Source organism: Ureibacillus suwonensis (assembly GCF_042655065.1).
In the GTDB taxonomy this organism is placed as follows: Bacteria; Bacillota; Bacilli; order Bacillales_A; family Planococcaceae; genus Ureibacillus; species Ureibacillus suwonensis.
On the sequence record NZ_JBHSNQ010000187.1, the window covers coordinates 1 to 24,857 of the forward strand.

General features: G+C 40.9%; 23 protein-coding genes. 7 read left to right on the forward strand and 16 right to left on the reverse strand.

Annotated features, from left to right (window positions below):
* Positions 1-322: 322 nt before the first annotated feature.
* The 5 genes from ACFPOH_RS14830 to ACFPOH_RS14850 form a co-directional block, all read right to left on the reverse strand.
* Complete coding sequence (locus tag ACFPOH_RS14830) at positions 323-1,165, reverse strand: MetQ/NlpA family ABC transporter substrate-binding protein (RefSeq protein ID WP_245989572.1); 843 nt, start codon at positions 1,163-1,165, stop codon at positions 323-325.
* Between the two features lie 19 nt (positions 1,166-1,184).
* The gene (locus ACFPOH_RS14835) at positions 1,185-1,859 is read right to left on the reverse strand and encodes a methionine ABC transporter permease (RefSeq protein ID WP_342470553.1); all 675 of its coding nucleotides are present in this window, start codon (positions 1,857-1,859) and stop codon (positions 1,185-1,187) included.
* Positions 1,849-2,862 (reverse strand): methionine ABC transporter ATP-binding protein, encoded by a 1,014-nt coding sequence (locus tag ACFPOH_RS14840; RefSeq protein WP_141601123.1) that lies wholly within the window; start codon positions 2,860-2,862, stop codon positions 1,849-1,851. Before ACFPOH_RS14840 ends, ACFPOH_RS14835 begins: the two co-directional genes overlap by 11 nt.
* 351 nt (positions 2,863-3,213) lie before the next feature.
* Positions 3,214-4,137, reverse strand: a complete 924-nt coding sequence (locus ACFPOH_RS14845; protein ID WP_390310427.1) for a 1,4-dihydroxy-2-naphthoate polyprenyltransferase — start codon at positions 4,135-4,137, stop codon at positions 3,214-3,216.
* A gap of 116 nt (positions 4,138-4,253) precedes the next feature.
* Positions 4,254-5,132, reverse strand: coding sequence for a GNAT family N-acetyltransferase (locus ACFPOH_RS14850; protein WP_390310429.1), 879 nt, complete (start codon positions 5,130-5,132; stop codon positions 4,254-4,256).
* Between the two features lie 389 nt (positions 5,133-5,521).
* Between ACFPOH_RS14850 and ACFPOH_RS14855 the strand changes: the two genes are divergently transcribed.
* Genes ACFPOH_RS14855 through ACFPOH_RS14865 form a run of 3 tightly spaced genes read left to right on the forward strand, consistent with a single transcriptional unit; the run spans position 5,522 to position 7,364 of the window.
* Entirely contained in the window at positions 5,522-5,899 is a 378-nt protein-coding gene (locus ACFPOH_RS14855) for a GntR family transcriptional regulator (RefSeq protein WP_016837682.1), read from the forward strand.
* On the forward strand, positions 5,899-6,765 hold the full coding sequence (locus ACFPOH_RS14860) for an ABC transporter ATP-binding protein (protein ID WP_390310432.1): 867 nt from the start codon (positions 5,899-5,901) through the stop codon (positions 6,763-6,765). The genes ACFPOH_RS14855 and ACFPOH_RS14860 overlap by 1 nt, the downstream gene beginning before the upstream one ends.
* Complete coding sequence (locus tag ACFPOH_RS14865) at positions 6,759-7,364, forward strand: ABC-2 transporter permease (RefSeq protein WP_390260771.1); 606 nt, start codon at positions 6,759-6,761, stop codon at positions 7,362-7,364. Before ACFPOH_RS14860 ends, ACFPOH_RS14865 begins: the two co-directional genes overlap by 7 nt.
* A 189-nt stretch (positions 7,365-7,553) precedes the next feature.
* Here the strand turns inward: ACFPOH_RS14865 and ACFPOH_RS14870 are convergent, their stop codons facing one another.
* From ACFPOH_RS14870 to ACFPOH_RS14880, 3 genes are read right to left on the reverse strand one after another with little or no spacing between them, the layout of a single operon-like run.
* Positions 7,554-9,383 (reverse strand): ABC transporter ATP-binding protein, encoded by a 1,830-nt coding sequence (locus ACFPOH_RS14870; RefSeq protein ID WP_390310456.1) that lies wholly within the window; start codon positions 9,381-9,383, stop codon positions 7,554-7,556.
* Positions 9,383-11,113 carry an ABC transporter ATP-binding protein gene (locus ACFPOH_RS14875; protein WP_342580790.1) on the reverse strand — a complete coding sequence of 577 codons (1,731 nt, stop codon included), beginning with the start codon at positions 11,111-11,113 and terminating at the stop codon, positions 9,383-9,385. Before ACFPOH_RS14875 ends, ACFPOH_RS14870 begins: the two co-directional genes overlap by 1 nt.
* A gap of 52 nt (positions 11,114-11,165) precedes the next feature.
* Entirely contained in the window at positions 11,166-12,089 is a 924-nt protein-coding gene (locus ACFPOH_RS14880) for a DMT family transporter (protein WP_342471194.1), read from the reverse strand.
* Positions 12,090-12,270: 181 nt separating this feature from the next.
* Here ACFPOH_RS14880 and ACFPOH_RS14885 point away from each other — a divergent pair, with 181 nt between their 5' ends.
* Together ACFPOH_RS14885 and ACFPOH_RS14890 are read left to right on the forward strand one after the other, a co-directional pair.
* Positions 12,271-13,173, forward strand: coding sequence for a PAS domain-containing protein (locus ACFPOH_RS14885; RefSeq protein WP_390310434.1), 903 nt, complete (start codon positions 12,271-12,273; stop codon positions 13,171-13,173).
* Complete coding sequence (locus tag ACFPOH_RS14890) at positions 13,097-14,284, forward strand: bifunctional diguanylate cyclase/phosphodiesterase (RefSeq protein WP_390310436.1); 1,188 nt, start codon at positions 13,097-13,099, stop codon at positions 14,282-14,284. Before ACFPOH_RS14885 ends, ACFPOH_RS14890 begins: the two co-directional genes overlap by 77 nt.
* 51 nt (positions 14,285-14,335) lie before the next feature.
* On the opposite strand, the gene ACFPOH_RS14895 is transcribed toward ACFPOH_RS14890, so the two are convergent.
* On the reverse strand, positions 14,336-14,815 hold the full coding sequence (locus ACFPOH_RS14895; protein ID WP_342470560.1) for a threonine/serine exporter family protein: 480 nt from the start codon (positions 14,813-14,815) through the stop codon (positions 14,336-14,338).
* Between the two features lie 12 nt (positions 14,816-14,827).
* Positions 14,828-15,577: a threonine/serine exporter family protein gene (locus ACFPOH_RS14900; protein WP_342580788.1), complete on the reverse strand. Its 750-nt coding sequence runs from the start codon at positions 15,575-15,577 to the stop codon at positions 14,828-14,830.
* Between the two features lie 109 nt (positions 15,578-15,686).
* On the opposite strand from ACFPOH_RS14900, the gene ACFPOH_RS14905 reads away from it, so the two are divergent.
* Positions 15,687-17,087, forward strand: coding sequence for a polysaccharide deacetylase family protein (locus ACFPOH_RS14905; protein ID WP_342470562.1), 1,401 nt, complete (start codon positions 15,687-15,689; stop codon positions 17,085-17,087).
* 51 nt (positions 17,088-17,138) lie between these two features.
* Here ACFPOH_RS14905 and ACFPOH_RS14910 read toward each other — a convergent pair whose 3' ends face one another.
* The 4 genes from ACFPOH_RS14910 to ACFPOH_RS14925 all read right to left on the reverse strand — a co-directional run bounded on the left by ACFPOH_RS14910 (position 17,139) and on the right by ACFPOH_RS14925 (position 22,453).
* The gene (locus ACFPOH_RS14910) at positions 17,139-17,513 is read right to left on the reverse strand and encodes a hypothetical protein (protein ID WP_390310439.1); all 375 of its coding nucleotides are present in this window, start codon (positions 17,511-17,513) and stop codon (positions 17,139-17,141) included.
* On the reverse strand, positions 17,510-19,642 hold the full coding sequence (locus ACFPOH_RS14915; protein WP_342580786.1) for a beta-propeller domain-containing protein: 2,133 nt from the start codon (positions 19,640-19,642) through the stop codon (positions 17,510-17,512). Before ACFPOH_RS14915 ends, ACFPOH_RS14910 begins: the two co-directional genes overlap by 4 nt.
* A gap of 141 nt (positions 19,643-19,783) precedes the next feature.
* Entirely contained in the window at positions 19,784-20,953 is a 1,170-nt protein-coding gene (locus ACFPOH_RS14920) for a saccharopine dehydrogenase family protein (RefSeq protein ID WP_342470565.1), read from the reverse strand.
* A 24-nt stretch (positions 20,954-20,977) separates the two neighbouring features.
* A complete protein-coding gene (locus ACFPOH_RS14925) occupies positions 20,978-22,453 on the reverse strand; it encodes an aldehyde dehydrogenase family protein (RefSeq protein ID WP_342580785.1) in 1,476 nt (491 codons plus the stop codon).
* 168 nt (positions 22,454-22,621) lie between these two features.
* Here ACFPOH_RS14925 and ACFPOH_RS14930 point away from each other — a divergent pair, with 168 nt between their 5' ends.
* Positions 22,622-23,422, forward strand: coding sequence for a TIGR00266 family protein (locus ACFPOH_RS14930; RefSeq protein WP_342470567.1), 801 nt, complete (start codon positions 22,622-22,624; stop codon positions 23,420-23,422).
* 47 nt (positions 23,423-23,469) lie between these two features.
* On the opposite strand, the gene ACFPOH_RS14935 is transcribed toward ACFPOH_RS14930, so the two are convergent.
* Both ACFPOH_RS14935 and ACFPOH_RS14940 read right to left on the reverse strand, forming a co-directional pair.
* Positions 23,470-24,297 carry an undecaprenyl-diphosphate phosphatase gene (locus ACFPOH_RS14935; protein WP_342470568.1) on the reverse strand — a complete coding sequence of 276 codons (828 nt, stop codon included), beginning with the start codon at positions 24,295-24,297 and terminating at the stop codon, positions 23,470-23,472.
* 283 nt (positions 24,298-24,580) lie between these two features.
* Positions 24,581-24,805, reverse strand: coding sequence for a hypothetical protein (locus ACFPOH_RS14940; RefSeq protein ID WP_390310442.1), 225 nt, complete (start codon positions 24,803-24,805; stop codon positions 24,581-24,583).
* Positions 24,806-24,857 lie beyond the last annotated feature (52 nt).

A 24,857-nucleotide genomic window follows, 5' to 3' on the forward strand; every position in this document is an offset into this window, starting at 1 on the left:
CGCCAGACCTCCCCGGGTAAGAATGTAATCTTTCCTTCCATCTATCTGCTTCATTTACTCTGTACCACCTTTGGCAGAAAGGACTTTGTTTTGTTTAGCAAACTCATCCAATGATACCTAGCCTTATATGAAGTTCGTGTTCCTCAGACCGGAAGTTTGCCGCTCGCTTCCTTCAGATTCCGCGTCACCACGGACACCCTTGCGTTAAGCTAACTGTTACTTCTGCCTTCACAGTTCGGGACTTACACCCTATAGATTACACCCATGCCAGGCGCACTAAAATAGGCAGCTTCCAATTAGAGAAAGCTGCCTCAATTCAAACTTATCTATTTTTCATCCATTCAGGTTTTCCAAAACCTTCGAACTCTGCATCAATTACTTTTTCAAATTCTTCGGATTGAACAACTTCAATCAAATCTTTGGCAAGTTGGGAATCTTCATCCTCCGCTTTCACAGCCACTACATTGCGGTATTGATCAAGCATGTTTTCCAACGCCAACGCATCCAACAAGTTCATATTGGCTGCCAACGCATAATTGCCTGGTACAGCTGCCAAATCGGCGCTATCCACAGAACGTGGCAATTGTCCTGCTTCTAATGGTTGGAATTTCAAGTTTTTCGGATTTTCAATGATGTCTTTTTCAGACACTTTTAGTGGATCTGCATTCGGATCAATTTTAATAAGCCCTTCATCTTGAAGTGTATTGAATGCGCGGGCAGCATTTGTCGGGTCGTTTGGAATTGTGATTGTAGCCCCGTCTTCCACTTCATCCAAAGATTTATATTTGTTTGAGTAAATGCCCATTGGCGCAGTTGGAACCGTAATTAACGCTGTCAAATCCATATTGTTTTCTTTCTCAAAGTTTTCAAGATAAATTGTGTGTTGGAATAAGTTTGCTTGAATAGATCCCTCATTTAATGCTTTATTTGGTTGGATATAGTCGCTGAATTCCACAATCTCAACTTTATACCCTTTTTCTTCCAAACCTGGTTTAATGGCTTTTTTCACCATATCGCTGTATGGTCCGGCTGTTGCCCCAATTTTAATTTCTTTTGATTCTGATGAAGTTGAATCTGCTTTACTTTTTTCACTTGAATTACTGTTGCATGCAACAAGAAGTACCGCAACTAAAAAGACTAAAAATGTTGCTAAAAACTTTTTCACAATCATTCTTCCTTTCTTTTTATTTTCTTTTATCAACTAATTTGGCGATAAAATCACCGGCAAATTGAATTACTTGAACCAAAATAATTAAAATCAACACAGTTGTAATCATGATCGTATCGTCATATCGGTAATAACCAAAGCGGATGGCCAAATCCCCTATACCGCCTCCACCGACAGTACCGGCCATTGCCGAAAATCCAATCAAACTGATTAAAGTAAGGGTTATACCTGATATGATGCCGGAACGGGACTCCAACAATAATACATGCCAAATGATCATCCAAGGGGTTGCTCCAGATGCAATGGCCGCTTCGATGACCCCTTTATCAATTTCCCTTAATGCACTTTCTACAATTCTTGCAAAAAAGGGAATGGCCGCCACCGATAATGAAACGCTTGCTGCCGTTGGTCCAATCGTTGTCCCAACAAGAAAATTAGTAAATGGAATTAACGCGACAAGCAAAATGAGGAAAGGAATCGAACGGATCAAATTCACAATAAAACCTAAAATGTTATGTATAATCCCATTCTCCATAAACAAACCTTTATCCGTGATGTAAAGAATCACCCCGATAGGCAACCCGATCACTACAGCTACAATTAATGAGATGGAAATCATATAGATGGTTTGAAAAAAAGCGGTATTGATTTCCGGAATCAGCTCGGTTAGATGATTAATATCAAATTCCATAATTGATCACCTCCACTTGAGCGGCACGGTTTTCGATATATCTTAAGGCTTTTTCAATTTCCTGTTTTTCCCCTTTTAACTCCATTATAAAAATGCCCAGTGGTTCATCTTGAATATATTCAATGGATCCATGTAGGAAGTTGCCGTCTACTTGGTGTACTTTTAGCGTATCCGAAATGACACCCTCTCCAGCCACTTTCCCTTTGAAAGTCACTTTCACGATCGTTCCGGTGCATTCTAGAAGAATGGCTTCTGGAATATCATAAGAAATAACGCTGGAGATAAACTCTTTTGTGAGTTGCTCTTTCGGACTTGCGAAAATATCATAAACGCGGCCCTCTTCAATGATTCTTCCCTTCTCCATGACCGCCATCCGATCGCAAATTTCTTTTACAACGTCCATTTCATGGGTGATCAAAACGATTGTAATGTTCAATTCTTTATTGATTTTTTTCAACAATTTTAAAATGGATTTGGTTGTCTTAGGATCGAGGGCAGAAGTGGCCTCATCACATAACAGTACCGTTGGATTATTGGCAAGAGCCCGGGCGATGGCCACCCTTTGTTTTTGGCCGCCACTGAGTTGCGCAGGATAAACATCCTTTTTATCAGATAACCCCACCATTTCCAGCAGTTCTTCCACTCTCGGTTTGATTTGATCTTTCGGAACCTTTGCCGCTTTTAAAGCGAAAGCGACATTTTCAAAAACGGTTTTTTGGCTGATGAGGTAGAAATGTTGAAAAATCATGCCAATTTTAAGTCTTGCCCGACGCAATGATTCTCCTTTTAATTTCGTCAAATCCACCCCATCCACCTTAATCGTTCCCTTTGTTGGACGTTCCAGCAGATTGATGCACCGGAGCAAGGAACTTTTCCCTGCCCCTGAATAACCGACGATCCCGAAAATTTCTCCTTCCCGTATGGTCAAAGATACATTGTCCACCCCAACAACAGTGCCATTCTTTGTATCATATTCCTTTGTTACATTCTGAATTTCGATCATAAAGCTCCCTCTTTTGAACCAGGATGAAGAAAACCTGATTAAAAATTATTAAAATAATATATCATTTTATTTTTATTGTTTTACTATGATTTTGGAATAAAATAAAACTAAAGCGTCGACCATATCTGAACGAAAAACGCTTTATCCTATTAATGTTATAAAGTAATTAGGAATTTGATAATTTAGATACTACCCACCTATGTTTATTTTGTCAATATATTAATATGATTTTGAATTTAAGAATTTTAAAAAAAGAAAACATAAAAACCAGGTTCCAACCTTATTTATTAGAAATACTACCAAAAAAATTATTAATAAAAAAAAACCGCCTCCCAAAAGGAAGCGATCCTATTAAAAGATATATCCGACCAACAATCCAGCCGATAATAAGAAGCAAAAAATCGTATTCGTCATGGCTGTGGATTTCATGGCCACTTTCATAAATTGCGGTTCCTTCTCACCTTTTTGGAAACCTTTGATAGCATCCACCGGTTTTTTCACACTTAAGAACACCACCAATGCCCAAGGGCTGATGCTTCCAGCCGCCACTAATCCGATAATCCAAAGATAGGAGATGACAAAGGCGAACGCCAATAACCGCACCGCATTTTTCCGTCCGATTAAAATGGCCAGCGTTTTTCTGCCGCCCCGCTTATCTTCCTCAATATCCCGAATGTTGTTCGACATATTGATCCCGCCGACTAATATCCCTGATGGAATGGAAAGAAGAAAAGCAAGAGACGTAATTTCCCCGGTTTGAATAAAATACGCGATCAATACGAATGCGGTTCCCATCAACGCCCCCGCAAACAGTTCTCCAAATGGGGTATAAGCGATTGGCAGCGGGCCACCCGTATATAAATATCCTACCGCCATGCCAAATGCACCAATTGCTACCAGCCACCAGCTGGAATTGGCGCAAATGTATACACCGATGATAGCAGCCAGCACATATAAAAGAATCGCTACCGCCAATACATTTTTTGGCTTCAAGCCGTGGCGAACGATTCCTCCACCAATGCCAACCGATTCTTCCGTATCCAGCCCTCGCTTGAAATCGTAATATTCATTAAATAAATTTGTCGCAATTTGAAGTGCCAAACACGCAATCATCATCGCCAGAAATAGCAACCAATCGATCTTTGTATCATACAGTGCCATTACCGTCCCTAAAATGACCGGCGCAAAAGTTGCCGTTAACGTATGTGGACGAGTCATCTGCCACATAAGCTTTAATGATGAAATTTCCTGATTCTTTTCCATAACTGGTTTCATCCTCTTTCTATCATTCATGAAAATAATTATAACAAATTCAAATGATTCACAGGTACTTATGAAATGACATGAAAAGAAGCCCACAATTTTATTGTGGACTTATATTCATTAGGCAATCAAGATTCCCCATACGCATAAAAATCTATTTGAATTGTCTTCTGGAATCCAGCCTTTTGATAAACTGATAAAGCTTGTTCATTTTCCATCTCTACTTGAAGGAAAATTTGTTTTGCTCCGCTTCGATAAGCAAAGTCTTTCACCCAGTTCAATAAAGCTGTCGCAATCCCTTTTCGTTGATGGAGGGGATGTACTGCTAAGGAAGTAATCCACTGGTTCATTTCTTCCTTTGAAGTAGTTACAGTTCCGACAACTTCCCCATCCTTTTCTGCAACCCAAATCACTCTTCCTGGAACTTTTGTATTCAATTCAATGAGTTCGATTGTTTCTTCCCTGAGGTCGCCAAATGTTTCTCTAAATATTTCAACAAGGGGGTCCAAATCCGTAGATTCGTTATACGGTCTTATATATATAGAATCATTCATTTCAACCGTTTCCGCTTGCGCTTCAAAAGTCGCTTCCGAAAAGATATATGTATATCCGTATTTTTCAATGATTTTTCTTCCGTATAGGTCATTTTCTAGGACAACTACTAATTCTCCAACAGCGTATCGATCTTTAAAAGCTTTTGATAATAAGCTAAGTAATGCATCATCTATGCCTGTTTGTCTGTACATAGGATCAACTAGCATGGTCCATTCATATGTATCCAATCCAATTCGATCTACCGCCGTAATAAAACCAACTAACTCATTTGTTTCTTCATCGTAAGCAAGGATGCAAAATCCCCTGCTATATGTTTTATTTAATAAAGGTAGATTTAAAGCATAGGAATAAGGGCATTGGTCCACTTCTGTTGCAAATCGAGATAAATTTTGAATTTCTTGATATGTTTCTTCATCTATAGGTAACGATGTAGTCATAAAGGCAATGTTCATCTTTAATACTCCGATCTATTTCTTTTACTTTTAACATTTTAGACAAAGCATTCGCCCACTGCAACAAGCTGCATCACATTCCCATAAATTACGTCATTCGCTCTTTTTCACCTTTTCTCTCAAGTTTCATCGCTTCATCCATTCTTCGTTAATAAAACGTCAAATATTTCTAAAAGTAACCGTTTGAAAAGTCATGTTGAGACAGCCGAGTGCAGTTGTATCCGTTAAAGTTTCGGGCGTTTTTCAACTCCCCTTGAGATATATAGCTTGGACGAATTTCACCCATTTTTTTCATAAGGAAATACCCTAAAAAGGTATTGTTTGCCAATTCAATAATGTGTAAAATGTATATATATAATATATACATTTTTTTCGAGAGAGGTTTTTGCATGCAAGTTATAATTTCGAACCAATCTAAAGAACCGATTTATAGGCAAATTTATGCTCAAATAAAGAAACAAATTTTAACGAATGAACTAAAACCTGGCGAGTCCCTGCCTTCCATGCGTCAATTAGCGAAGGATTTAAATATAAGTGTCATTACAACAAAGCGAGCATATGAAGAACTTGAAAATGATGGCTTTATTTACTCAATAGTTGGAAAAGGATCGTTTGTATGTGAACAAAATAATGAAATGATTCTGGAAAGGAAAATGAAAGTCATTGAAGAACAACTTTTATCTGCAATTCAAAATAGTAAAGAAGTAGGGATAGAATTAGAAGAATTAAAAGAACTTCTTACATTGTTATATAAGGAGGATACATGATGGAAAATGTAATTGAATTACAGCATGTATATAAGGCTTTTAAAGGATTTGAATTGAAAGACTTATCTATCTCAGTTAAGAAAGGCTTTGTTACAGGGTTTATCGGTGGTAATGGGGCAGGAAAATCCACAACCATCAAGCTGATAATGAATTTGTTAAAACCGGATAGTGGAACAATTGCTATTTTTGGTATGGATTATAAAAAAAATGAAAAAGAAATAAAACAACGAATCGGCTTTGTGTTCGATAGTAACATTTTTTATGAAAATATTACATTGGCTGAAATGAAGAAAATTATTAAACCTGCCTATCGTAAATGGGATGATACCTTATTTAATCAATATGTAGATATGTTTGAACTGCCTTTAAAGAAAAATTTAAAAACCTTTTCAAAAGGGATGAAGATGAAAGCCTCATTAACCATCGCATTATCCCACCACGCTGAGTTAATTATCATGGATGAACCGACATCGGGATTAGATCCAATCATTCGCAGTGAATTATTAAATATCCTACACAACCTTATGCAGAATGGAGAAAGAACAATCCTTTTTTCAACGCATATTACGACAGATTTAGATCGAATAGCAGATTATATAACCTTTATTCATAATGGGCAACATATCTTTACAAAAGAGTATTATAAAATCGAAGAGGAATTCGCAATAGTAAAAGGAGGAACGAATCTATTAGATCGTGATACAGAACAAGAATTTATCGGAATTCATAAAACTAATCACGGATTCCGAGCATTGACAGCGAATAAACAACGTACAAAAAATATTTTTGGTGATACGGTCATTATAGAGAAACCGACACTTGAGGATATTATGCTATATACAAAGAAAGGGGAAGAGAGATGCTAAATCTTATTCGTAAAGATATGATATTACAGAAGAAAACATTGCCATTCATGTTGTTATTTTTGTTTGTCTATTTATTTGTAAATGTTTCTACTTCTTGGGTGGCTATCGTTTTTTGTATTGTAATCATCATGAATGCTTTTCAAACGGATGAAACATCGTCAGCTAATCTGCTTTTAAATTCTTTACCATATACACGAAAGGAAATTGTCAGTTCAAAGTATATTGGTGCGCTAATTTTTATTTTTCTTACTCTGCTGACTATTTTTATAGGAAATTGGATGATTCATAGAGAAATCATGCAATGGGAAATATTATTGTTTATTACGAGCATTGTAATGGGTTTAACTTCATTTGCTTTCCCATTTTCTTATCTATTTAACAGTAAATATTTATTAATTGGATTTGGTGGTGTGTTTGTTGTTTATATGGTTACCCTAAGCTTTATACCTAATTTGAATGATAGAGTAAGAGAGCTAGTCCAAACGGTACTATCTTTGGATAATTCCCTGTTTTATCTTGGCATAATATTATCGGTTGGGCTTCTTTATGTTCTTTCGTGGATACTCTCGATTCGAATATATAGTAGAAAAGTTTTTTAGAGACGATTGTTAAAAGGATTTTTAAAATTTGACGTAACATCTAAAAGGTCCTGAAAATAAAATTATGGAAATGTTTGAAATCAGGTTACGAGGCTGGGACATAACAAATAAAGTGAACGAGCTGCAAAAAGCTTTTTTGTAAAAAATTGATTGGAGTGACGGGGCGAGTGTTTAGAAAGTTACACCTTTCTAAACTCCCCCTCCTTTTGATTGTTTTAACATATTTGCATAAATTCCATCTTTTCCGATTAATTCTTGCTGAGACCCCGATTCTGCAATTCTTCCGTCTTTCATCACAAACACGATATCTGCATGACGAACGGTATTTAATCGATGGGCGATGACAAAGCTAGTTCGTCCTTTCATTAACTCCTCTAATGCCTCTTGAATTTTCTTTTCCGTTACAGTATCGATGCTGCTTGTCGCTTCATCCAATAACAATATCGCGGGATTCGCAACAAAGGCACGGGCAATGGAGAGCAGCTGTTTTTGTCCTTGGGAAATTTCACTGCCATCCGCTTTTAGCACCGTGTCATATCCATTTGGCAGCTTCATGATGAAGTCATGGGCATTTGCTTTTTTCGCCGCTTCCACAATTTCCTCATCGGTCGCATCCAGCCTTCCGTAACGGATGTTTTCACGGACAGAAGCTTCAAACAGGAACGGATCTTGCAACACGAACGCCATTTGACGTCTAAGGGTTGACCGTTTAAACTCCCGGATATCGTATCCATCAATCAATATTACGCCGCCCGTTGCATCGTAAAATCGTGCAATCAGCATCATCGTCGTCGTTTTTCCCGCACCGGTCGGGCCGACAAGAGCCACCGTTTGTCCCGGTTTTACATGGAAATTCAAATTTTGCACGGTGTCAGACTTGTTTTTCGACTCATATTTAAAAGACACATTCCGAAATTCCACTTCACCGCGGATTTGAAAATGTTCAGGAAGCTTTCCGACATCATCTTCCACTTCCTCCTCCATAATGGAAAATACCCGTTCCGCCCCTGCTATGGCAGACAATACCGTATTGATTTGGTTTGCCAATTCATTTAACGGGCGGGTAAACTGCCGGGCATATTCTGTAAAAATCACAATCGTCCCAATCGTCACCCATCCATTATAGGCAAAAATTCCGCCGATGCCGGCAATAATGGCAAAGCTCATATTGTTTAGAAAGTTAAAGACTTTTGGAATATAGCCGGAATAAACTAGCGCCCAAAATCCGACATTCTTCAAACGTTTACTTTTTTCATAAAATTCCTTTTTCACAAACTCTTCCTGGGAAAAAGCCTTAACAATGCTTTGGCCGGAAATCGTTTCTTCAATCATCCCGTTCAAATCGCCAAGGGCCGCTTGTTGCTCTTTAAACAACTTTCCCGTTCTTTTTGTAATCCATCTCATAGCAAAATACATGAGCGGAATGACAATCATCGTAATCAACGTCAATAGAGGGCTTAAAGAAAGCATGACCACAATGGTGCCGGCAAGGGTTAAAATACTTGAAAAAACTTGAATAAACGAAGAGTTCAGCGTCGTGCTCACCGTTTCAATATCGTTTGTCAGACGGCTCATAATCTGGCCGTGCTGTCTTTTATCAAAATAAGATACCGGAAGCTTCAGCAAATGATTGAAGGCGCCCGCTCTCATTTTGTAAACGACCGTTTGCGCAATGCCGACCATCCAATAGTTTTGCATAAACAGCGTCACTGCATAGACAACATAGATGCCAATGAGTTGGAGGATGAGCGGAAGCATCCCTTGAAATTCTTTGGGGATGATATATTTATCAATCATACGGCCAATCAAATAAGGACCCAGCAAACCCGCAAGTGAACTGATGATGACCATGATGAAAACGACAATCAATAATCCCCTCTGTTCATCGACGAGTTGCCATATGCGGAGGAGCGTTTTCTTCCAATCGCTTGCCCGGGGGCCTTTCTTTTTACCCGCATTTTTCAAATCTGCCTTTGTCAAAGCCGGTTCATAGCCAAATGGTTTCTTTAAAATGTCCATCATTCATCACCCACCTGTTCCTCCTGGGAGCCTACGATTTGCTGATACAGCCTGCTCGTTTTCATTAATTCCTCATGGGTTCCAATGGCAGCCATTTCCCCTTCATCCAACAATACAATGCGATCCGCCCCTTTGGCTGTATGGATTTTCTGTGTCACAACGAGCATTGTGGCCTCCGTACCTTTAAGCGCCTCCCATAGCGCCGCTTCCGTTTTCACATCCAACGCACTTGTGCTATCGTCCAAAATTAAGATTTGCGGTTTCCGGATCAACGCCCTTGCAATGGATAACCGTTGTTTTTGACCACCGGATAAATTGACGCCCTTCTGTCCAACCATGGTGCCGTATCCTTCCGGAAAAGCGGAAATGGTATCATGAATTTGCGCCATCTTTGTGGCAGCCACCACTTCATCAAATGCCGCTTCCCGTCTCCCCCATTTCACATTGTCTTCAATGGAACCGGTGAAGAGCAGTGATTTTTGCGGAACATAGCCGATTATGCTGCGCAATTCCTTTAACGGCCAGTCTTTGATATTCTTCCCTCTGACCTCGATCGCCCCTTCCGTCGGGTCATAAAAACGTGGAATTAAACTGAGCAGCGTGGATTTCCCTGAACCGGTCGCCCCCATAATCGCCAACTTTTCACCTTTCTTCACTTCAAAAGTGATATTTTGAAGAACGGGCTTGTCCGTATTCGGGTAGGTGAAGGACACCCCATTAAATCGAACCATGTCATTTTCATCTTGTGAAACGCTCTTCCCATTACGTTCACAGTCTCTTTCAAGCCCCTCTTCCATGATCAATATTTCCGCCATCCGTTCACTGGAAGCTTTTGCGCGGGAAAAACCGTTCAAAATAAAGGCGAACATGCCAAAGTATCCCGTAATCCGCAAAGCGTAGTTGACCACTGCCACCAATTCCCCGACTTGCGCCTGATTCATGCTTATTTCCCGTGCTCCATACCAGATGGCGGACAATAAACTGACATTCAGCACAAAGGTCATAACCGGCATCATCAATTCCATCGTTCGAAGGGCTTTCATCGTATCCACTTTCAAATCTTCTGCGACCCGATGGAACTTCTCCATTTCATATGCATTTCTCATGAAAGCTTTCACCAGATAAATGGCCTGCAAGCTTTCCTGCAATGCCCGGTTCAGCTTGTCCATGCGCCGTTGCACTTCGCTGAAGAGCTGACTCCCCTTTTTCACAATCACATATAAAAAGAGGGCAAGAATCGGTGTGCCAATCATTAACATCATCGCCATCTTGGCATTGACGAAAAAGGCCATCATCAGGCTTAATACGACGGATAAAGGTGCGCGAAGCATTATACGCAAACTCATAAATAAAATGCTTTGGACTTGCTGCACATCGTTCGTGAGCCTTGTAATTAAACTGGATGTCGGATATTTCAAATAGGTTGCCATGGAAAAAGATTGGATTTTGCTGAACAATGCATTTCTCAAATCAAAAGCAAAACTTTGGGCCGCATGAGATGAATAATATGTATTGATAATCCCGCAGGTAAAGGCGATGAACGCAATTCCCAACAATATGCATCCCCATAGGGAAATGACATGGAAATCTTTCAATACAATCCCGTCGTCGATGATTTTTGCAATGATCAACGGTTGCACCAGTTCCGCCGCCAGCTCCGCCAACATAAGAACAAGTGCAAAAATGGCGTACCATTTATATGGCTTCAAATAACCTAAAACGACTTTCACAAACACACCCCATTCCAAGAGACTCTGCTCCCTGAACAACTAAAAAACTTCTTTAATTTATATGTTCACCATCGCTGTATTTTTCATCCTTCTCACTGGCGACGGAAATCCAAGTGACGCATATCAGCATAAGGAAAATCCCAATCACTTGCCAAAACCCGAAAGAAGTTGAAAATACGGCAACGGAAATCACCATTGTCGTCAATGGTTCCATGGTGGATAAAATGCTTGTCAACACCGGACTGATATATTTCATGCTGCTCAAAAACAACACGAATGCAATGGTGCTGAAGAAAATGATACAAGCCATAATAAGGAAAATTTTTAAATTGGAAAGCAATATCCATTCTTCACTCCGCCAAATCAATGTTCCGGTTCCCAACACGATTCCGCCAATCAACATTCCCCATCCAACGACAAGCAAAACCCCCCACTCGCCCATCAGACGAACGGGATACAGCGTATAGATGGCAAAAGTGATCCCTAATATCAGCCCCCAAAAAATCGCTTCCTTGCTTACCAATAACTGATCAAACTTTGCATTGGTCAATAGCAGAAACAATCCCAAAAGCGTGCCGATAATCCCTAATACCTGGTATCTTGGCGGCCACATCCGGACTTTGATTGATGTATACGCCACAATGAAAAGCGGTCCCAAAAACTGGAGCAGCGTTGCAAAAACCGCATTGCTTTCTTGAATGGTCGTTGTGAAGGAATATTGCAGCCCGAGCATTCCGGCAATGCTATAAACGACTAATTGGCGTCCCCAATATTTCGTCTTCCATACTTCAAAAACCGGCTTTTTTGTCATCTGTAAGAACCCTAAAATGCCAATCCCCGCTACAAGCAGCCTTACTGTCAGCAGGAAATTCACCGTCATTCCCGAACTTTTCAATATCCACTCCGTCAACGGCCCTGTTGTCCCCCACATCATTGCACCGGTGACAATCAACATGATTCCCTTTATATGTTTCATCATAGTAACTTCCTTTTCTTCAAATTCAAGGATGAGGCTGTAAAATACTTCTATTAATTTAGTTCTAAAGTAATATTATTGAATTTTTTAAAAAAATGATTGACTTACTATAGTGACGATTTCCTTCAAATTATTTATAATGAACATGGTATAAAATAACGATACGCAAGGAGAAGGAATAATGAATCTTAAAATAATGCAAAGCTGTGAAGAAAAATTGCTGCTGGATGCTCCTTTCCCGTCTTTTGCATTAAATAAAAATGGACAAATTACCATTTGGAATCCAATCTGTGAACAATATTTAGGCTATAAAAAGGAAGATTTTAAGAACATTAATACCCTAAAGGACCAATTATTATCTACTTTATCTGAAAATATGTGGCAACGCATTTTGGATGCTCAAGAATTTATACGAATCAATAATATACAATTGCTCCACAAAAATGAAACGCTGAGCAAAGCGGACATCATTATTATTCCATGTTTGATAAACGGTGAGCATTCCATCGCGTTCTATTGTTTCCCGGAAGAGCAATTTGCCTTCTTGGGCGATTCGGAACAGGAACTGAACGATTTAAAGAACGGAATTCTTTCATCTTTTATGGTAGTGAATTTGGATCACGAAGGATTCATTATCAGTTGCAATCCATTGTTTTTAAAAACAAGCAAATGGACTCCAAAACGCGTGCTGAAGAAAAACTTTTGGCAATTGTTCCCCGAAGATGAAGAAAGCCAACAAATGGCCGACACCATTTGGAATACCATCTCAAAGGGAAAAATTTGGCAAGGCGATGTCCAAAAAACGAAAAAAACCGGCGAAACTTTTTGGGTACATTTGACGGCCATCCCTACGTATTCTCAAAAAGAACAAAAATACAGCTACATATTAATTGAGCAGGATATTACAAATGAAAAAGAATTGCAACAAAAACTGGAAAAAATCGCCTATGTTGATGCGGAAACCGGCCTAATGAATGTTCACCGCTTAGAAAACGTCGTAAAAAAAAATGATTGCGGAACAGCAAAATTTTTATTTTGTTTACTTAAGCATCGACAAATTTTATACGCTAAAAGAACTTCATAATGTTGAAGTTGAAAGCAACTTCATTTTGGAATTCACAAAACGCTTGAAAATTTATTTCCAAGACAGCGTCCTTGCCCGTGTGAACGAGAGCGATTTTATTGTCATCACTCCTCTTGGCGAATGGTTCATTCAGGGATTTTTGACTTATTTGAAACAACATCCGATTTATATAGGCCATCGTGCAATGCCGATTACAATCAGCGGCGGAATCACCCGTTCCCCGCAAGATCAATCGAACTTTACCCAATTAATGAACGCTTCCCTTGCAACCATTGCGGATGTTCGCAAAGCGGGTGGAGATAACATTTTATCCCTTTCCGAATCCGCCCATAAAAAATTGAGCCGAAAATCCATCATCGAAAAGCGTTTGCTGCTTGCTCTTGACCAGCATAATTTAAAAGTATTGTATCAACCGCAAGTAGATTTAAAAACCGGAAAAATTTATGCGGTGGAAGCTTTCGTCAGATGGGAAGATGAAGAAATCGGTGTAGTGAGCCCTGACGAGTTGATCCCTGTTGCTGAAGAATCCGGACTGATCAACAACATCGGTTCCTTTATGATTGAAGAAGCATGTAAACAAGCAGCCCAGTGGCAGCAGCAAGGCATTGAATTAAAAGTGGGAATTAACTTATCCGTGCGTGAATTCAGGGATAAAAACATGGCGAAATTCATATTAGATACATTGATGAAAACCGGTTGCCCTGCCAATCTTGTCCAATTGGAGATTACCGAAAAATTTGCATTGGAAGCGGAAGCGGAAACAACCATCATCCAGCAAATGCGCAAATTGGAGGAAGAAGGCATCACCTTTGTATTGGACGACTTTGGAACAGGCTATGCATCCTTCCGCTACATGCAATTATTGCCGATCCAAATTTTAAAAATTGACCAAACGTATATTCAGTCCCTCACAAAATCCGATAAAACGCAGCGCCTAATTAACGGCATCGTCCATTTCGGAAAATCAATGAATCTGACAGTCCTTGCAGAAGGTGTAGAAACGGAAGAACAAAAACAATTATTGGAGCAATATGATTGTGATGCCATTCAGGGCTACTTGATCAGCAAACCTGTCACAGCAGATAAAATTCCGCAACTTTTGTCCTCATAACAGAAAAAAGGCTACTCATCTTTCCACTTTTGAGTAGCCTTTTTCGTCCGGTTATTGCTGCCTCTTATTTCGTATAAACGATTGCATCGACGTCAGACTTTTCTTCATAAATTTTATGGATAACTGAAAGATTACTTCTGAAAATACGATTCCCATTGCAATCGCCCCTGAAATTAAAAACGCCCGAATGCCCGTCTCAAGCCCTAGCGTATAATTTTGTTCCACAAAGTAACGCATTGTATTGTAAGCAAGTCCACCAGGCACCAAAGGAATGATTCCTGAAACAATGAACACAATCATCGGCGTTTTTAACCTTCTCGCATACATTTGGGCGCAAACGGCAACGACAAACGCTCCCAAAAAGGATGCAATAACTTCCGTCAATTGCGACTCCAAAGCAATATAATAAATCAGCCATCCAACGGCCCCGACCCATCCGCAATAGGGAATGGCTTTAATCGGTGCATTGAAAATGACGCAAAGGCTTGCAGTTGCAAGAAAACTGAAAAATAGCTGAATCAAATATTCCATAACCATTACCCCTTAATGAAATACCACAACAACCGCCACGCCCGATCCGATGGCAAAAGCGGTCAAAAATGCTTCCGTACCTTTGGCAATTCCCGCCGTCAAATGGCCGGCCATCAAATCCCGGACGGCATTGGTAATTAAAATTCCCGGAACGAGCGGCATCACTCCGCTAATGATTATTTTGTCGAGCTCATATCCAAACCCAAATCTGACAGCAAAAAAGGCAACAAGCGCTACGATAAAGGAAGCAAAGAACTCAGAGAAAAATTTCACTTTTGATACATGTTGAATGGCCAATAAAGCAAGGTACCCGGCACCCCCTGCCAAAAACGCGGCAGGCATATCGGACCAAACACCTCTGAACAAAATTAGGAAGCAGGCACTAGACACTGCGGACATTAAAATCTGCAACCAAATTGGTAGAAAATAGTTCGTTTTTTGTACCATTCTTAACTCGTCATAGGCTTCTTCTAATGTTATTATTTTAAGTGTAAGCTTTCTAGAAATGTTATTCACTTTCGCAATTTTATGCAAATCGGTAATCCGATTTGATATAGATATAATTTTGGTTTTCTGTTGTTCACCGAGAGAAAGAATGATTCCCGTTGGCGTTACATAACTTTGGGCGTCCAAGTTTTGGGAGCGAGCCATTCTGAGCATTGTATCCTCAACCCGATAAGTCTCAGCACCGCTTTCCATCATTATTTGTCCCGCCAACAACAAGCAATCTAGCGCCAAATCATCGTTCTTTTCATATGTCATTGTCAAATTCTCCCTTTCTTTCCTTGCCATCATATCGAACAGAAGGGCAAATCTCAAGTTTTTCTTATTTCATATTTTAGGATGTTTACTGAGAGGAGAGCTACCGAAGATGAAACGCTGCCGCAAGTCCAAACGTGGTGCATGGATTGACTTTCTATTGATTGGTTCCATCATTGCATTAACCACAGTCATCATTATTACCGTTTCCATTACTGGCCAGTTTAAATTTCAACAGCCGACCGTATCGGCCACAACAGAAGATCCGTTAGATGTTTCCTCTCTAACCGAAGAAAAAGAATCGCCGTTTCCTGACATTCAAATCTTCTCAGAATCATCCACGGATGATTTAATACCATATTCGTTAGAGTATCCGAAAACTCCTTTCGATTTGGTGAATGAACAAATTAATCAATACATAGAAGATGCAAAACGCGTTTACATTCGAACGTTAAATGAAAAAAATGAAAACAGCGAAAACAAAACGATCGGCGATTTGACTATCACGACGGAAATAAATGATGTGAATGACAAATATTATTCAATCGTACTAAAGAAACAATTGTCATATGATCAAGTTTCCTATCATGAAACTTTTAAAACTTTCACCTTCCATAAAGCAACAGGAGAAATCGTTGATGCCCAGGCATTGTTCAATAATGATATCGGAAATCTGGATTTGCTTGCAAACTATCTACGTTCCGAACTGGAAAATGATTATGGTGCAAATGTGATTGATGAAAAGCTCGAAGAATTGACATCACCAAGTTGGAATCATTTCAATCTTTTTGCAGTGACAAACGATTCGATTGTATTTTATTTTAACCAGGGAGAATTTGCCCAAGAAAGTGCCGGTTCAGCAGCCATCAGCATTCCGATCTCTTTCTTGAACCCGATTTTGTCATCCGATTTCCAAAGCAATGAAACGAGCGCAGTAACCATTGTCACTCCTAAAAAGAAAGTCGCTCTTACTTTTGATGATGGCCCTCATCCACAAGTGACAATGCAAATTCTGGATACTTTGGATCGATACAATGCAAAGGCCACATTCTTCATGCTTGGAAAACAAGTTGAAAAAAATAGGGACATTGTGCATGAAGTATTAAATCGCGGCCATGAAATCGGCAATCATACATACAATCATCCTGTATTGACAAAACAGAATAACTCCCAGGTGGCTTGGCAAGTAGATTACACAAGCCAAATAATTCATGATATAACCGGGGAATATCCGACTGTATTCAGACCTCCTTATGGTGCGACGAATCAAACCGTTGAAAGTCTAATTAATCTGCCGGTGGTTTTATGGACGATTGATACTTATGATTGGAAATACCGCGATCCAAATAAAATATTGCCTGTCGTTCAAGCAAATTTATACGATGGCGCAATCATCTTAATGCATGACATCCATCAATCAACAGCCGATGGACTCGAAAGCGTATTGGCCTATTTGCAGCAGGAAGGTTACGAATGTGTAACTGTTAGCGAAATCTTGGCAGAAAAAAATTGAGAATGGATGGATTAATCCCTAAGCGAAAGTAAAGCTTAGGGATTTTTTATTTTATGGATAAATTATATTGCGGATATCTTCCGCGCTTGTGAGATATCTTCGCTTCTTGCGCGGATGCCCCCCGCGCTTGCTCGGATAACTCCTCCGCTTGCTCGGATAACCTCCCCTGCTCGCTCGGATAACCCCTCCTGCTTGCTCGGATGCCCCCTCCGCTTGCCCGGATACTCCCTCCTCTTGCTCGGATACCTCCCCTGCTTGCTCGGATACCTCCCCTGCTTGCTCGGATACCTCCCCTGCTTGCTCGGATGAACCCTTCGCTTGCTCAAATACCAACTTCACTTGCTCGGATAGCACATACGGTGCATAAATCCCCATATATAACAAAAAATCTGCCCTTGCAACAACAAGAGCAGATTTCATCCTCAATTATGGATACCCACTTGTCCAATCTGATTGAAAGTGTTGATATCATAGCTTTTCACTTCATTCGGAGAAACCGTATATAACACATCGCCGATATACGCTAACCGCAAAATGCTTGTATTCCAATCTTCATATAATTCGCCTGTTTTGGCCGGTGTGATGATATCCCCTTTCAATTGAATACCGCGCTCTGGTGTGATTTCATAAATCACCGCACCCAATCCTTTATACTGGATCTCGTCTTTTTTTCCATCCTCGTACAAAATCACCGGGAAGCCGTAGTAATTCAATTCTTCATTTCTAAAGAATGCCTTATGATTATATTGCGCTTCCGAATACGTTCCTCGTCCGCCGATCACTGCCGTATCCTGTTCCTTTGGATTGGCAAAATCGGACACATCAAATAAAGAAATTTTCATGCCGGTCGTCACCGTCACCGGTTCCTTCGACCAGGAATCCATACGCTGTTCCGTATCATAACCGATTCCAATCAAATGATGGTCTCCAAGAGGATGCAGATAATTGCTGAAGCCCGGAATTTTTAATTCGCCCAAAACGGTCGGATTTCCCGGGTCAGAAGTATCTATGACAAAAAGAGGGTCTGTCTCTTTGAAAGTCACGATATACGCCTTATCCCCCATAAACCGGACGGAATAAATGCGTTCACCTTTTGCCAAATCCGTGACTTCCCCCACTTTCTCCAAGTTCCCGTTCAAAATAAACAAATGATTTTTTGAAGTTGGTTGCGACCCCCAGGCAACTCCTTCCGTTGTCGCAATACGGAAATATCCATTATGTTCATCCATGGAGAATTGATTAAGTACATGCCCTTTCACCGATTCAGACGCTGCAAACTCAATATTTGTTCCGCTGATGATAAATTTATAAATATTTGTTTTTTGATCTGCAGTTTGTCCTGAACTGACCGGGGTATCTCCATCTGAAACGGTTATATTGAGATCGATTGGCATAGGGGCCCCCTCCCCATAATCAAAAGCCGTCAAATAAAGGGCATTGGGGGACATATATAATGCAGAACTGCTGCCCAAATATCCCTTTGTGATGACTTCTTTGGATGTCAGATTGTTCAAGTCAATCGCGGAAATAATGGTATAGGATGGCTCCAATGATCCCGGAATAATCGAAATGTTTTCTATTTCCAGCGGAGTTGTTTCGCCTCCGTCAGAAATATAGGGCCTCAGCTCGACTTCCCTCTCTTCCATAAACCAATAATTTGGCGAATAGCCGGATACCATGTAAAGCACCCCGTTATATTTTCGTACGCCATTCATATATCCTTCCTGGCCAAATTCCTTTGCCAATTTCGGATTGGAAGCATCACTCACATCATAAATCGCCGCTTTGGTGAAAGATTGCCAGATGTAATTTTCCTTATTGTCCTTTGAATTAAGCACCATCTCATCAAGCAAGGCGATTAAATAATTTCCTTCCTTTAACAATAATTGGGGGTAACTGTTTTTTAATTGAATTGTCGCCACATGCCGCAAATTTTTCGGGTCTTGCGCATCCACAATGTTAATTTTCTGATTGACGGCTGTGTAAATATATTTGCCGTCTGTGATGACAATATCCCCTTCATCAATTCCTTCCACTTGATTATTCGTCGTTGAATGGTCTGAACCGGATGTATCGGCGGCGGATTCTTCCACAACACCATCTTCCATTTCGAATTTCTGGTCGTTTTGTTTACGAATGGCGAGTGCCGCTTCGAAATACTTTTCTAATTCTTCAACGGATTGCACCGATTCCAATTTTTCAATCACCTGAAATTCGACCGTCGTTTTTGAAGCGGCTCTTTTAAAGGCCTTTTTATCAATATGAAGAATATATTTTCCCATGCTCAAATCTTCTATGGTGATTGTCCGTTGATTGTCATTCAATGAAATGGCTGCATCCAACTTGTTTCCCTTTTCGTCGGTCACATACACTTTACCTTCCCGAATCGCCTGCTGATCCACACTTTGGGTGAGATACACATGATAAGGATGACCGGAAAAAATGACGGAGGCTGCGGTCACTTCCACTTTTCTCTCTCGCAGCAAGAATCCCACTGTTACAGCGATAATGAGCAGAATCAATACGCCTGCTGATATCCAAATTCTCTTCTTCATACGTTTTCACTCCTTTCTCCCTTTACTTGATTAGACTACTGAACTTCTTTTTTGTTACATTCTTTGTAAATTTTGTTTCTGCAATAAAAAAAACGTGAAGCCGCATCGCTTCACGTTTTCGTTGACCCAACATTATTTCATTTACCATTTCACAATGGAAGAACGATGGGATGTTTCTTTGATGACAACACCGCGCTTATTCATTTTTTCGATATATTCTTTTCCTGGAACAATCGTTTCCGGCGGGAACACGCCCCGTTTTGAAATCGTGCCATCTGCGATCATGATCGCCGCTGACGCGATCGTTCCGGCAGTCGCTTTGGCCATCGCCGTTACATCGGAATCTTCATCCCGTTTTAAAATTGTTTCATATTCATAAGTGACTTGTTCCCCGGATTTTTCACCGACGATGATTGCCCGAAGTACAACCGCATCCTGTTTCTTCCCTAAATATAATTTTTTCTTTAACGCTTCCCGAACGACATCCCGGACTTTCACCTGAACGCCATCCACTTCGACAACATTATCTCTGTCGAAAAATCCCAGTTCCCTCATCAGTTGGAACTTTTCAGCGTGCCCTTTGTAGCGGACCGTTTTATATTCAAGGGTTTTTACATTCGGGAATGTTTTATACAAAGTGGATGTTCCCCCGGATGTATAAAACGCTTCTAAAGTGCCGAATTGGTCAAAATAAATCGGTTCCAACCCTGTAAGCGACTCCACTTCCACCAGTTGGCCATCTTGGATGATTTTGGCCGGCTGCGTATAATGATCGATCACCCCTTCAAGAGAAAACACGCGTGTATAATTCAAAGGAGGTTCCGGTTTTACCGGAATTCCGCCAACATAAAGCCGGATGGACTCCACCTTATCCAATTTCGAAGCGCCATAGCCAACCAAAATATTGATCATTCCTGGTGCTAACCCCAGATCCGGAATGATCGTTACATTTTTTTCTCTTGCCTGTTCATCCAACTTCAGCACATTTTCCGTAATATCACCGATGTGTCCGCCTAAATCCACCGCATGAACGCCTACATCAATGGCCGCTTTTGCCACCCGCTCATTGAATGCATAGAAGAGCGCATTCACACACACGTCTCCTTTGGCAATGACCTCGCGCAATTGTTCCTCATTTTCCGCATTCAATTGCACTGCTTCCGTTTTTTGCAAATCCGCTTCTTTAATGAATTCTTCCACTGCCGCTATATCTAAATCTGCCAAAAATACTTTTTCCACTCGATCGCTTGTATTTAAATCCCTCGCCACTTCTTTCCCCATCAGTCCTGCACCTAACACTACTACCTTCATTCCTCGCATCCCCTTTCTTTTCATTCAATCTGTATCAATTTGTGCCCGTTGAAGCTTACCGCTGTAATCCACATAAATACTTTTCCATTCTGTAAAGACATCCAAAGCCGCTTGACCGGAATCACGGTGACCATTCCCCGTTCCTTTTGTGCCTCCAAATGGCAGGTGGATTTCAGCACCGATTGTTCCCGCATTAATGTATACAATCCCTGTATCCAAATCTCGTTGGGCTTGGAATATCTTATTTACATCTTGTGAGTAAATGGAGCTGGATAAACCAAACTTCACACTATTATTCACTTCAATCGCTTCTTCCAAGCTGCTCACTTCAATGATGCTGAGCACCGGTCCAAAGATCTCCTCTTGGGCAATGGTCATGTCCGGCTTTACATCGGTGAAAATGGTCGGTTCAAAATAATAACCTTTATCGAAAGGAGGCTTTGTCAAGATTTCTCCGCCCGTCAGCAGTTTTGCCCCTTCCTTTTTTCCAACCTGCACGTAATACTCGATTTTCTCCAATGCGGCTTTGTTAATTACAGGCCCCACTTTCACCTTTGGATCCAGACCGTTGCCAATCGTTAATTGACGGGCTGCAGCAACGAGCTTCTCTTCCAATTCCTTTTTCACATCTTTATGAACAATGACCCGGCTGCAGGCGGTGCATCTTTGCCCCGTCGTCCCAAAGGCGCTCCAAAGAATCCCTTCCACCGCCAAATTTAAATCCGCATCATCCATGACAATGACGGCGTTCTTGCCGCCCATCTCAAGCGAGACCTTTTTCAAATGCCGGCCGCCCAACTCGGCCACTTTGCGTCCCGTTTCATTTGAACCTGTGAAAGAAATCACTTTTACATCCGGATGTTCAATGAGCGCCGTACCAACCGTAGAACCTGAGCCAAACACGATATTAAACACACCGTCCGGCAACCCGACTTCTTCCATTATTTTTCCTAATTCATATGCCATCAGAGGGGTTTCAACGGATGGTTTCCAAACCACTGCATTACCGGCAACAATCGCCGGGAAGGCTTTCCAAGTGGCGATTGCAATGGGGAAATTCCATGGCGTGATAAGACCGACTACGCCTACGGGGCTTCTTACACTCATGGCAAACTTATTCGGCAATTCGGAGGGAGTCGTCTCGCCAAATAACCGTCTGCCTTCCCCTGCCATATAAAAGGCCATATCAATGCCCTCTTGCACTTCTCCGCGGGCTTCCTCAATCACTTTGCCCATTTCCTTTGTAAGAATCTCAGCCAGCATTTCTTTCTTTTCTTTCAATTTATAACCAATTTCATATAAATATTCCGCACGCTTCGGAGCCGGGACGAGAGCCCACTTCTTTTGCGCCTGTTTGGCTGAGCGGACCGCTTCATCCACTTCATTTCCCGTTGAAAGAGGGACTTTTGCCAATTCCTCCCCCGTTGCCGGATTAATCACTGCAGCCGCTTCTAAATTCCTTTCCACCCACCGACCATTGATATAGTTTTTTAAATTCATAACACCCTCCTTATTTTTTATTATTGCAATATTAATTCAACATTTTCTCGCTAAATCCCTTTTTTTCTCACCAATTCATATAAGACTAAATGTAATTGAAACTTTTTCCAAAGGGAATACGTATGCAAGTAATGTATATATTAAGTAAATGCAAAAGGAGGAAACGGCATGAATAATCATGAAATTGATTACAAAGTATTTGGCGATGATATGCAGTACGTAGAGGTCGAGTTGGATCCAAATGAAACGGTGATTGCGGAAGCGGGCAACTTAATGATGATGGATGATGGCATCAAAATGGAAACGATTTTTGGCGATGGCTCTTCCCAAAGCAGTGGTGGAGGACTTTTGGGAAAATTAAAGGGTGCCGGAAAACGGCTGATTACTGGTGAAAGTTTATTCATGACGACATTCACGAATGTGGGCATGGGCAAAAAACGCGTTTACTTTGCCGCTCCTTACCCTGGAAAAATTATTCCGATGGATTTAAGCCAATTAAACGGGAAAGTGATTTGCCAAAAGGATGCCTTCTTAGCCGCTGCAAAAGGCGTTTCCATTGGCGTTGAATTTCAACGGAAAATTTCCGCCGGCTTCTTCGGTGGAGAAGGTTTCATTATGCAAAAACTTGAAGGCGACGGTATGGCATTCATTCATGCAGGCGGTGCGATTCATCAATTGGAACTTCAACCGGGTGAAGTGCTCCGAGTGGATACTGGATGCTTTGTCGCAATGACTTCGGAAGTGGATTACAGCATTGAAGCGGTTGGCGGAATTAAAACCGCTCTGTTTGGTGGAGAAGGTATCTTCTTCGCAACATTGAGAGGTCCCGGAACTGTATGGATTCAATCATTGCCATTCTCCAGACTTGCAAGCCGCGTATTCGCAGCTGCTCCTGTGTCCCAAGGCGGAGGAGGAAAAGATGTCGGTGAACGTGGCATCGCCGGGTTGTTTAATCTATTCAACGATTAAGGTGGCCATAAAAAAATCCTTTCCCGTTTCGAGAAAGGATTTTTTTATTATATGAACAAGATTGCAATCAATACCGCCGCCAGCACTAGACGGTATATGGCAAACGGCACCAATTTGATGCGTGAAATCAATTTTAAGAAGAATTTAATCGCAATTAATGCAAAAATGAAGGCGCTTATAAAGCCGACAACATAAAACCAAAAATGGTCCGGGTTGATTTGATCCCAGTTTTTCACTAAAGACAATCCGCTTGCTCCTGCCATGATCGGAACGGCCATAATAAAGGTAAAATCGGAAGCGGTTTTATGGTCAAGTCCCATGATTACCCCCCCGGCAATCGTCGCACCGGAACGGGAAAATCCCGGCCATAAAGAAAGGCATTGTACCAGGCCGATTTTAAAAGCTTTGCTGTAAGACAGCTTGTCTAATGAAGTGACCGTTGGGCGTTTTGGACCCATTTTATCGGCCATCATCATCCAAAGGGCGCCGATAACCAACCCGACCACAACCGTTTCTGTTGTGAATAAATGTTCATCGATAAAATCTTCGAACAATACGCCGAAAACGCCGGCTGGAATAATTCCGACAATGACGTGCAATAAATTAAAGCGTTTTGAATATTCTTGTCCATCAATTTTGTATAACCCGACAAGGCTCAACATGCGTTTCCACATAACGACCACAACCGCCAAAATGGAGCCCAGCTGGATGACTATTTTAAACGTATTGGCAGAACCCTGCCCCAAAAATTCCGTTGTCTTTAACCACAAGTCATCCACGATGATCATATGGCCGGTGGACGAAACCGGAGCGAATTCCGTCATCCCTTCCACAAAACCGAGGATGATCGCTTTCAACAATTCAATGAATTCCATAAACCATTATTCCCCTTACACTCTTTATCACTCAATCTACAATACACGATACTTCCCAAAATGTCTATCACCATAAAAACGTTCTATTATTCATTTGGTTGCAACATATCTATCACTCTTTATACACTATTTTCGGTTAAAGTAAAATATGCCATCAAAAAAGAATAGGATTTTCCTGAAATTTCCGTTCGAAAATTGAATAAGCGAAGTTCCACTAAATGAGAATGACCGTTCAAAATGGAAGGAAGTTGACTGAACTGATTGAGGCTGCATCCGCACCAAATCAAGTATTATCCACACCAATGGAGGCTGCACCCGCACCAAATCGGGCGTTATCCACACCAATTAATGCTGCATCCGCACCAAATCGGGCGTTATCCACACCAATTAATGCTGCATCCGCACCAAATCGGGTGTTATCCACACCAATTAATGCTGTATCCGCACCAAATAAGGTGTTATCCACACCAATTAATGCTGTATCCGCACCAAATCGGGTGTTATCCACACCAATTAGATGCTGATCCTCACCAAATCACGTACTTTCCGCACCAATTAAT

Bases quoted from the DNA above. Each gene is read 5' to 3' on its own strand.
- ACFPOH_RS14835 (WP_342470553.1), bottom strand. From the start codon at position 1,859: ATGGAATTTGATATTAATCATCTAACCGAGCTGATTCCGGAAATCAAT.
- ACFPOH_RS14840 (WP_141601123.1), bottom strand. From the start codon at position 2,862: ATGATCGAAATTCAGAATGTAACAAAGGAATATGATACAAAGAATGGC.
- ACFPOH_RS14845 (WP_390310427.1), bottom strand. From the start codon at position 4,137: ATGAAACCAGTTATGGAAAAGAATCAGGAAATTTCATCATTAAAGCTT.
- ACFPOH_RS14850 (WP_390310429.1), bottom strand. From the start codon at position 5,132: ATGAACATTGCCTTTATGACTACATCGTTACCTATAGATGAAGAAACA.
- ACFPOH_RS14855 (WP_016837682.1), top strand. From the start codon at position 5,522: ATGCAAGTTATAATTTCGAACCAATCTAAAGAACCGATTTATAGGCAA.
- ACFPOH_RS14860 (WP_390310432.1), top strand. From the start codon at position 5,899: ATGGAAAATGTAATTGAATTACAGCATGTATATAAGGCTTTTAAAGGA.
- ACFPOH_RS14865 (WP_390260771.1), top strand. From the start codon at position 6,759: ATGCTAAATCTTATTCGTAAAGATATGATATTACAGAAGAAAACATTG.
- ACFPOH_RS14870 (WP_390310456.1), bottom strand. From the start codon at position 9,383: ATGGACATTTTAAAGAAACCATTTGGCTATGAACCGGCTTTGACAAAG.
- ACFPOH_RS14880 (WP_342471194.1), bottom strand. From the start codon at position 12,089: ATGAAACATATAAAGGGAATCATGTTGATTGTCACCGGTGCAATGATG.
- ACFPOH_RS14885 (WP_390310434.1), top strand. From the start codon at position 12,271: ATGAATCTTAAAATAATGCAAAGCTGTGAAGAAAAATTGCTGCTGGAT.
- ACFPOH_RS14890 (WP_390310436.1), top strand. From the start codon at position 13,097: ATGATTGCGGAACAGCAAAATTTTTATTTTGTTTACTTAAGCATCGAC.
- ACFPOH_RS14895 (WP_342470560.1), bottom strand. From the start codon at position 14,815: ATGGAATATTTGATTCAGCTATTTTTCAGTTTTCTTGCAACTGCAAGC.
- ACFPOH_RS14900 (WP_342580788.1), bottom strand. From the start codon at position 15,577: ATGACATATGAAAAGAACGATGATTTGGCGCTAGATTGCTTGTTGTTG.
- ACFPOH_RS14905 (WP_342470562.1), top strand. From the start codon at position 15,687: ATGAAACGCTGCCGCAAGTCCAAACGTGGTGCATGGATTGACTTTCTA.
- ACFPOH_RS14915 (WP_342580786.1), bottom strand. From the start codon at position 19,642: ATGAAGAAGAGAATTTGGATATCAGCAGGCGTATTGATTCTGCTCATT.
- ACFPOH_RS14920 (WP_342470565.1), bottom strand. From the start codon at position 20,953: ATGAAGGTAGTAGTGTTAGGTGCAGGACTGATGGGGAAAGAAGTGGCG.
- ACFPOH_RS14925 (WP_342580785.1), bottom strand. From the start codon at position 22,453: ATGAATTTAAAAAACTATATCAATGGTCGGTGGGTGGAAAGGAATTTA.
- ACFPOH_RS14930 (WP_342470567.1), top strand. From the start codon at position 22,622: ATGAATAATCATGAAATTGATTACAAAGTATTTGGCGATGATATGCAG.
- ACFPOH_RS14935 (WP_342470568.1), bottom strand. From the start codon at position 24,297: ATGGAATTCATTGAATTGTTGAAAGCGATCATCCTCGGTTTTGTGGAA.